Annotated in this window: 6 protein-coding genes; 4 read left to right on the top strand and 2 right to left on the bottom strand. The window is 50.3% G+C overall.

Translation table 11 applies throughout. From position 1 onward, the window contains the following. Window positions 1–1,358, top strand: a 1,358-nt coding sequence (locus IQ235_RS17045; RefSeq protein ID WP_264322626.1) for a sensor histidine kinase, incomplete at its 5' end; no start/stop codon positions are given. On the opposite strand, the gene IQ235_RS17040 is transcribed toward IQ235_RS17045, so the two are convergent. Continuing rightward, window positions 1,350–1,565, bottom strand: coding sequence for a hypothetical protein (locus IQ235_RS17040; protein WP_264322625.1), 216 nt, complete (start codon window positions 1,563–1,565; stop codon window positions 1,350–1,352). The genes IQ235_RS17045 and IQ235_RS17040 overlap by 9 nt on opposite strands. A gap of 126 nt (window positions 1,566–1,691) precedes the next feature. On the opposite strand from IQ235_RS17040, the gene IQ235_RS17035 reads away from it, so the two are divergent. The 3 genes from IQ235_RS17035 to IQ235_RS17025 all read left to right on the top strand — a co-directional run bounded on the left by IQ235_RS17035 (window position 1,692) and on the right by IQ235_RS17025 (window position 4,925). Further along, window positions 1,692–2,969: an ABC transporter substrate-binding protein gene (locus tag IQ235_RS17035; protein ID WP_264322624.1), complete on the top strand. Its 1,278-nt coding sequence runs from the start codon at window positions 1,692–1,694 to the stop codon at window positions 2,967–2,969. Window positions 2,970–2,988: 19 nt separating this feature from the next. Beyond that, window positions 2,989–3,897 (top strand): carbohydrate ABC transporter permease, encoded by a 909-nt coding sequence (locus IQ235_RS17030; RefSeq protein ID WP_264322623.1) that lies wholly within the window; start codon window positions 2,989–2,991, stop codon window positions 3,895–3,897. Window positions 3,898–4,040: 143 nt separating this feature from the next. Beyond that, the gene (locus IQ235_RS17025; protein WP_264322622.1) at window positions 4,041–4,925 is read left to right on the top strand and encodes a carbohydrate ABC transporter permease; all 885 of its coding nucleotides are present in this window, start codon (window positions 4,041–4,043) and stop codon (window positions 4,923–4,925) included. 121 nt (window positions 4,926–5,046) lie between these two features. Here IQ235_RS17025 and IQ235_RS17020 read toward each other — a convergent pair. After that, window positions 5,047–5,701, bottom strand: a 655-nt coding sequence (locus IQ235_RS17020) for a CbiX/SirB N-terminal domain-containing protein (protein ID WP_264322621.1), incomplete at its 5' end; no start/stop codon positions are given.

Genomic DNA, 5,701 nt, shown 5'->3' with positions numbered 1-5,701 from the left:
TGCTCGGGGAGAGCGTCGAACGCAGCACGGGAAATCGAACGGCTGGTATCGTCTTCTCCAATTCGATCGCGATGCTGGCAAGCGCTTCTCTCATGGGACGTTTGGCGGTTTGGAACTTTACGACTGCGGGTCGTCAAATCCCTCAACTGCCAAGCGAAGAATTATCCGACGATCCCCAATCGGCGCTTCATTCTTCCCAAACCGGTACGATTGTTTTGGGTGATGGAGATCCAATGGAAGTGGAGCAATTTTGCCTGGTGCTGACGGAGGAATTTACCGTGGTGGCGGCACGAGGAATCGATCGGTCGGGGATGCCGGTTTTTCAGTTTTCTTTCGAGCCGGAGACGGTGGAAAAAGCTTGGGACTGTTTGCGGGGCCGTATCGTGCGAGCCGAACGCCCTAGTGCCCTCAAACAACTCGATCGTCTCGTCCGTCAGTTTGCGATCGTCCCCCCCCATTACAAAACCGTGACGCAGTTTGCTCGGCTGCTGCTAGAGCATCTACCTCTGCCCAATTCTCCCACCGCCGAGAGCCGGCTGCGACCGCTAGAGCTAACGTCATCAACGAGCGCTCGTCGATCGGATAAAGTCCGTTTTACCTCCCATTGCAACTCGATACCCTTTGCCGGGAAGGGAGAATCTACCTCAGCCCCATCCCCGGAATCGGATGCCACATCTGCGGATATCGAGCTATTGCAAGCGATCGCCCATGAAGTTCGCACGCCTTTAAGCACGATTCGCACATTGACGCGATTGTTGCTCAAACAGCAGGATTTAGCCCCTAAAGTGATGAAATGGATCGATGCCATCGATCGCGAGTGCAGCGAACAAATCGATCGCTTCGGACTAATTTTCAAAGCCGTCGAACTCGAAACCTGCCAAACTCGTCGCGATCCCTTTCACCTGACTCGTACTTGTCTCGATCGCGTTGTCAGCAATTGCATTCCCCGCTGGGAAAAACAAGCCAGCCGACGCGCCCTGAAACTGGATGTCAAACTTCCCGCAACCATGCCCCGAGTGGTGAGCGATCCGACGATGCTCGATCGAGTATTGACGGGAACCGTGGATAACTTTACCAGTAGCGTACCGGCAGGAAGCCACGTCACCGTGCAAATTGCCCTGGCTGGCGATCGACTCAAACTTCAGTTGAAAGCCGAGGGAAAATCGAAGGAGAGTTGCGATCGAACCCCCTCTCTCAAATCGATCGGCAAGCTATTGATGTTCCAACCGGAAACGGGGAATCTCAGCCTCAATCTTGCCGTGACAAAGAACTTGTTCCAGGCATTGGGAGGAAAGCTTATCGTCAGAAACCGTCCTCAGAATGGGGAAGAATTAACGATTTTTCTACCCCTAGAGTGAGGAGGGATGAATTCGGAAGCGCGGAATTCGGAGTTCGGAAGAATATTGAATTTGGAAAGAGTATGCCACTCGTGCCGATCGATGTTCTCCAATTTCTTGTAAAATCGCTTCGTATTCCGCCCAACTGACATTCGGAATCGCGATCGAACTTCCCGGCGCGAGTTCGATTTGGCTGACGGGTTTGAGAACGGGAATTGCAACAGTCATGACACGAATTGGCTTTCTGGCCAGAGGTAGGGAACGCTCGATGTTATCGAGTGTAACGCCGGCCCAATTGCTCGCGATCGCACTTGTTATAGTAGGGTATTCACGTAACCCCGCACGTCGAGTCCCATGAAATCCTTCTGGTCTAAATCCGGCTTGTACGGTCTCCTTGCCTTGCTAAGTGCGGCATCGATTCTTCTATTTAAAAATGCTGCCCGGACACAAGAAACCGTCACGATCAAAGTGTTGATGCAAGCTTTGGAAGCTGCCCAGTGGGAACCGTTAGTAGAAGAATTTGAAGCCCAAAATCCCGATATCGACTTAGAAATTGTCGAAGGGCCCAACGCCACTAACTTAGTAGAAGATTTGTATACCTCGTCGTTTCTCTTGGGCGATTCCCCCTACGATTTGGTGTATATGGATATCGTCTGGACGCCCAAGTTTGCCGCTGCGGGTTGGTTGGCGGATTTATCCGATCGCGTTTCCGATGAGTCTTTGGGGCAGTTTCTACCAGGGGATGTCAACGGCGGACGCTACAACGGCAATCTGTATCGAATTCCCTTCCGTTCCGATGCCGGAATGCTGTACTACCGCCAGGATTTACTCGCCCAGGCGGGATATCAACCCCCGCAAACCACCCAGGAGTTGATGGCAATTTCCCAGGATTTGCAAGATCGAGATGTGGTGGAATGGGGGTACGTCTGGCAAGGAAAACAATACGAGGGACTTGCGGCGATGTTCGTGGAAGTTCTCCACGGTTTCGGCGGTTTTTGGATCGATCCGGATACAAAAGAGGTAGGACTTGATGGGGAAGGGGCGATCGCTGGGGTCGAGTTTTTACGAGAGACGATCGATTCGGGAGTCTCTCCGGGTGGGGTGACGACGTACCAGGAAGAAGAAACCCGACGTTTTTTCCAAAATGGAACCACGTTATTTCTGAGAAATTGGCCTTATGTTTGGCGGTTTGCCAATGAGGACGGATCGCAAATTGCTGGAAAAGTAGCGATTAAACCCATGGTAGCCGCCCCTGGGGAAAGTAGCGGTGCAACCCAGGGGGGATGGGGTTTGGGGATGGTGAAAACCACCGAACATCCTGACGAAGCGTGGCGGGTTATCGAATTTATCACTAGCGAGGCGGCACAGAAACAATTTGTCCTGGCAACGGGATACGTTCCTTCGCGACGATCGCTATTTACCGACCCGCAAATTGTTGCCGAATACAGCCATTATCCCCAATTGCTGCAAGTTCAAGAAACGGCGGTGTTGCGCCCCCCGATCGCCCAATACGCTCAGGCTTCTGATATTTTACAACGCTATTTGAGCGCTGCCCTGACCGATCGTATTACTCCGGAGGAGGCGATGGAGGCGGCGGCAGATGAAACTCGCCGATTGTTAGGAACGAACTAAAACGCGAACGGGAAAAATTATGACGCAAGATACGATTCGGAACCGAGAACAAAAAACGGGCTGGCTTCTCGTCACGCCGGCATTAATCGTTCTCCTGCTCGTGTATGCCTACCCCATTTTGCGAGCATTTTGGTTGAGTTTTTTCGCCCAAAACTTAGGAACGCAATTACAACCAGAATTTGCTGGGTTGGCAAACTACGGACGGATGATGGGAGATAGTCGATTTTGGCAAAGTTTGTGGAATACAACGATTTTTACATTTGTTGCCCTCGCCTTTGAATTGACGTTGGGAATGGGGGTTGCCTTGGTTTTAAATCGGGCTTTTCGCGGACGCGGATTCGTCCGGACGATCGCCATTCTTCCCTGGGCGCTACCTACAGCAATTATGGCGCTTGCCTGGACTTGGATTTTTAACGACCAATACGGAATTTTAAACGATATTTTGTTGCGGCTAGGGTTAATTCAAGAAGGAATTAATTGGCTGGGAAATCCGACGCTGGCGATGATTGCTGTAATTACAGCCGATGTTTGGAAAACCACTTCGTTTGTCAGTATTTTACTCCTAGCGGGATTGCAATCGATTTCTGGAGACTTGTACGAAGCCCATGCAATTGAAGGGGCTACTCCCTGGCAGAGTTTCCGTCAGATTACCCTCCCGTTATTGATGCCACAAATTCTGATTGCAGCTCTATTTCGATTTGCCCAATCGTTTGGCGTATTTGATTTAGTACAGGTGATGACGGGGGGCGGGCCAGCGGGTTCGACGGAGATGGTTTCTCTGTACATTTACGCCACGGTACGGCGCTATTTAGACTTCGGCTACGGTGCGGCTTTAGTAGTGGTCACGTTTATTATTTTAGTAGCTGTGGTGGCGATCGCATTTTATCTATTGGGCAAAGTTCGAAAATCTGCTGGAGTCGAGCTTTAGATCGTTATTATCCATTCTTGTAAGAGATCTTAGACAACGGCATCTTTCTCTCTCAATAAAACTTGAAATCCGTCGTTATGTATCTCGTGGGAAATTCTAAATCCTGGCAGATATTTTAAGTTAATTTCTTTTCTAGAAAAAACATGACTCAAAACACTATTAATTCAAAAAGTCAAGACGATCGAGAAGAAAAGTTTTCGATTCGCAATTTAATTTTCCCCTTTTCCGTTGCCCTCGTCGTTCTTTTCAGCCTCGCCCCCATTCTCTGGCAATTTCTCACATCTGTTAAAACAAATGATGCGATCGTTGCTCTTCCTAATGTCTACTTTCCCAGCCCCAACCAACTCACCCTCAGCCACTATACCGAACTATTCGAGCGCCGTCCTTTCTTCAGCTATATGTTGAATAGTGCCTTCGTTTCCCTCACATCAACTATACTCTGTTTGACACTAGGTTCTCCTGCTGCCTATGCCTTAGCGCGACTGCGAATTAAAGGAGAAAACGTCATTCTCGCTATTGTGTTAGTGATTACCTTATTTCCCTATATTCTTCTCTTTCTCGGATTGCTAGAACTCGTTAAAGCTACCGGACTAGGCAATAACTTTTTAGCCCTCATTATTCCCTATACTGCCATTAATTTACCCCTGACAATTCTCGTCATGCGCAGCTTTTTTCAACAACTGCCCCGCGATTTAGAAGATTCGGCGCGAGTGGATGGGTACAACACCGTCCAAATGTTACAGAAAATCGTGTTGCCCATGACCCTTCCTGCCCTGGCGACCACGGGAATTCTCACTTTTATTTTTGCTTGGAACGAGTTTATCTTCGCCCTCACCTTCATTACTTTAGAAGATCTGAAAACCATCCCCGTTGCTGCGGCTCAAATTGGGGGTTCTTCGGTATTTGAAATTCCCTACGGCACGATCGCGGCAGCAACAGTTCTAGGCACGTTTCCCCTAGTTGTGTTGGTGCTATTCTTCCAGAAGAAAATCGTCCAAGGCTTGACGGCTGGGGCGGTGAAGGGGTGATCTGCCTACAGAAAAAGAAGAGCGAAGCATTCAGGCGAATTAAGATCGGTTGGCTTCAAAAGTAACTTGCCGAATGCTTTGCCCCTAACCATTCTGCGCTTGGGCGCTTCCGAATTCAAAATTACGGTGCTTGCCAGATACGATCGTGGTATTTCACCGGATCGGCGTAGGGATCGACGGGGGTATGGTGGTGATTGTGTCCGTCGTGATGGTGATGGTGGTCGTGACTGTGACCGTGACCTTCGGCTTTAAACGCCCGACGGAATTTGCACATCTCGCAGTTCATCTGCACTTGCCCCAGTTGCGTTTCAATCTCCCGATCGCGCACCACTTCCAAGACGGCCGGGGCGATGCCGATTTCCGGCAGACAGGTCATGTCAATCTCGGGGAACTGTGCCTGCTGTTCGTCGGTGATGCGGAAAATCTTCTTCATCAACACCCCGGTAAACAGGAAATAGGGGAGGACGATAATCCGTTTGGGTTCGTAGAGGCGGGCGCGGCGGAATCCTTCTTCCAGACGGGGATGGGTAATGCCGATGAAGCAGGTTTCCACGGTTTTGTAGCCGCTGCCTTCCCATAACATCCGCGCCATCTTGAATACGTCACCGTTGGCATCGGGATCGCTCGAACCTCGTCCCACAAACAAAAGTACCGTATCTTGCCGATCGATTTGTTGGGGATTGGCTGACGTAGAGTCGAGTTCGGCGAGGCGCTGCCGCCACAAATCCAACAGGTGGGGGGTAATGCCGAAATGCCGACCGTAGTGGAACTTGAGC

The sequence above is a fragment of the Zarconia navalis LEGE 11467 genome (assembly GCF_015207075.1).
GTDB lineage: Bacteria > Cyanobacteriota > Cyanobacteriia > Cyanobacteriales > Geitlerinemataceae > Zarconia > Zarconia navalis.
This window is presented reverse-complemented; position numbering and strand designations above follow the sequence as displayed.

Bases quoted from the DNA above. Each gene is read 5' to 3' on its own strand.
- IQ235_RS17040 (WP_264322625.1), bottom strand. From the start codon at position 1,565: ATGACTGTTGCAATTCCCGTTCTCAAACCCGTCAGCCAAATCGAACTC.
- IQ235_RS17035 (WP_264322624.1), top strand. From the start codon at position 1,692: ATGAAATCCTTCTGGTCTAAATCCGGCTTGTACGGTCTCCTTGCCTTG.
- IQ235_RS17030 (WP_264322623.1), top strand. From the start codon at position 2,989: ATGACGCAAGATACGATTCGGAACCGAGAACAAAAAACGGGCTGGCTT.
- IQ235_RS17025 (WP_264322622.1), top strand. From the start codon at position 4,041: ATGACTCAAAACACTATTAATTCAAAAAGTCAAGACGATCGAGAAGAA.